The sequence below is a fragment of the Micromonospora sp. LZ34 genome (assembly GCF_052981855.1).
Map to the genome: position 1 here is coordinate 1 of NZ_JBRIQN010000132.1, position 2,315 is coordinate 2,315.

1 protein-coding gene is annotated in these 2,315 nt (G+C 66.9%); it reads right to left on the bottom strand.

Translation table 11 applies throughout. The features are described from left to right. Nucleotides 1-182: 182 nt before the first annotated feature. On the bottom strand, nt 183-1,631 hold the full coding sequence (gene ltrA / locus ACVCAH_RS37715) for a group II intron reverse transcriptase/maturase (RefSeq protein WP_447140987.1): 1,449 nt from the start codon (nt 1,629-1,631) through the stop codon (nt 183-185). Nucleotides 1,632-2,315 lie beyond the last annotated feature (684 nt).

Sequence of the window (2,315 nt, forward strand, 5' to 3'; positions counted from 1 at the left end):
TCGGCGTCCCAGCGGACCGCCACCTTGTCGGCCAGCTCCGCGGCCTCCTCGTGCTCGAACAGGTCTTCGGCCTCCAGTTGGGTCGGGCCGAAGCGCGGTGCCGGCCTTTCGTCCGGTCCGTTTCTTCGGCCCGCCCTCCGAACCGGACGTGCAACTCTCGCTGCATCCGGCTCTCCACAGACTCACGCCGGCTGGGTCAGGCGACGCGTCGAAGGCGTCCAGGGGTTAGGGATCACGCTGCGGCGTCGATACCGGGAAACGGTGACCGAGGCCGGGTTGAACAGGGTGAGCTGCCCGTCGGTGATCGTCCATCCGCCGGCCATGAAGCGCCGTCGGAGTTGCTTCCACGTCAGGCCCTTGTGCCGCTTGCGGATCCAGAACGCTGTCCGGCGCCAGGTGAAGGCGCCGAGATAGCTGAAGGTCCGTTTCGACACACCGTGCTTGAAGTAGTTGCTCCACCCTCGTAGGACGCCGTTGACGCGTTCCAGCAGGGCGGTCAGGTCGGCTTGTGCTGAACTGTGGGTGAGCGCCCGGACCTTGTCCTTGATCGCGGTGACCGCTCTCTTGGACGGATACGTGTATACGCAGCGCCTACCCGTGCCCCGCTTCCGGTGCCGCTGGATGCGGAACCCGAGGAAGTCGAAGCCCTCGTCGATGTGGACCACCATGGTCTTCGGCGGCGACAGGCGCAGGCCCATCCCGGCGAGCACCACGGCCACCTCGTCGCGCAGCTGTTCGGCGTCACGCCGGTCGCCGTGCACGAGGATGACGAAGTCGTCTGCGTAGCGGACGAGCCGCCAGTTCGGCTGGCCGTGCCGGCGGCGTTTCGCGCGCAGACCCTTCGTTGACATCGCCGTCTGCCATGCGTGCTGGGCGAAGTCGTCCAGCACGGACAGGGCGATGTTGGCCAACAGCGGAGACAGGATGCCTCCTTGCGGCGTTCCGGTGTGCGTCTCCTCCCGGGAGCCGGTCTCCGTGAGGACCCCGGCCTTGAGGAACGCTTTCACCAGGCTCAGGACACGCTTGTCTCCGACCCTTCGGCGCACCCGCGCCATCAGCGCGGCATGGTCGATCGAGTCGAAGCACGCCTCGATGTCCGCCTCCAAAATCCACTCATATGACTTGGATGTCAGAAGATGGATGTCGGCGATCGCGTCCTGAGCGCGTCTGCGGGGCCGGAAACCGAACGAGCACGGATGGAAGTCCGCCTCGAAGATCGGCTCCAACACCAGCTTCAGCGACGCCTGCACGACCCGGTCCGCGACGGTCGGGATTCCCAACCGGCGCTTCTTGAGACTGCCCGGCTTCGGGATCAGCCGCTCCCGCACCGGCAGCGGCCGGAACTGCCCCGACCGCACCGCCTCCCGGATCATGCCCAGGAAGGGCTCCGCACCGACCAGCACCTGCAGGTGATGGGCGGTCAAGCCGTCCACACCAGCGCTGCGCGAGCCGGTGTTGCTCTGCACCCGATCCCACGCCACCACCAGGAACGCGGGATCGGTGACAAGGTTGAACAGATCATCAAACCGACGAGAACCGTCCTCGCCTGCCCATCGATGCAGCTTGGTTTGAATCTCCAGTACCCGCCGCCACGCCTCATCGAGACTTGGCCACGGTGCGCCGGTATTCACCAGCGGCCTCCTGGCATGACAATCCCTCCCTGCGAGACTGCTGCCCGCCTTCGCCAAGTGGACGGCTTTCCCGTCCTCGGACTACTACGCGGGCTCCGCCCCGTTCCGGCGCCCCGGCAGGACAACGCGCCCTCCCATCTCCGCCACGCTGGCTGCTGTGGCGGCGGGTCCGCACCGGACGGTTCCCACGTTCACCACCGATCGATCGACGGAGGAGGTGCCCGACTTTGCCCCTGCGGCCTGCTGCGGGTACGCCGTAGACCTTCCCCGCAACCACCACGGCGACGGGACTGTCACCGCCGTGGAGCCCACCCGAACGGCATCCAGCCCAGGTGATTCGTCCGCGATCCCAGCCCATCCGCCAGATTTGAGCCGGTGGTGGAATTAAGAGGCGTTACACGTCGGTTCCTCACGTACACCTTTCCGTCTCGCTTGCCAAACCTGGGCCGTCTGGCAGTGCCAACCCATCCCGGCGTTGTCGAGGCTGCTTCCCACCCTCCCGCGCGTTCCCGCGATCAGGCTGCCTCCAGCTTCACGCCCGCTGCTACGACAGCGAACGGGTGAAGGTCTCCCACCTCCACTCGATCGATAGCGCCTCGTGGCGCACGATGCCGCTCCACCAGAGCCGCCTGGTCGTCGGTGATCCCCTCGGCGGCGGCGAAGGTCCGCCGCGGATCAAACGGC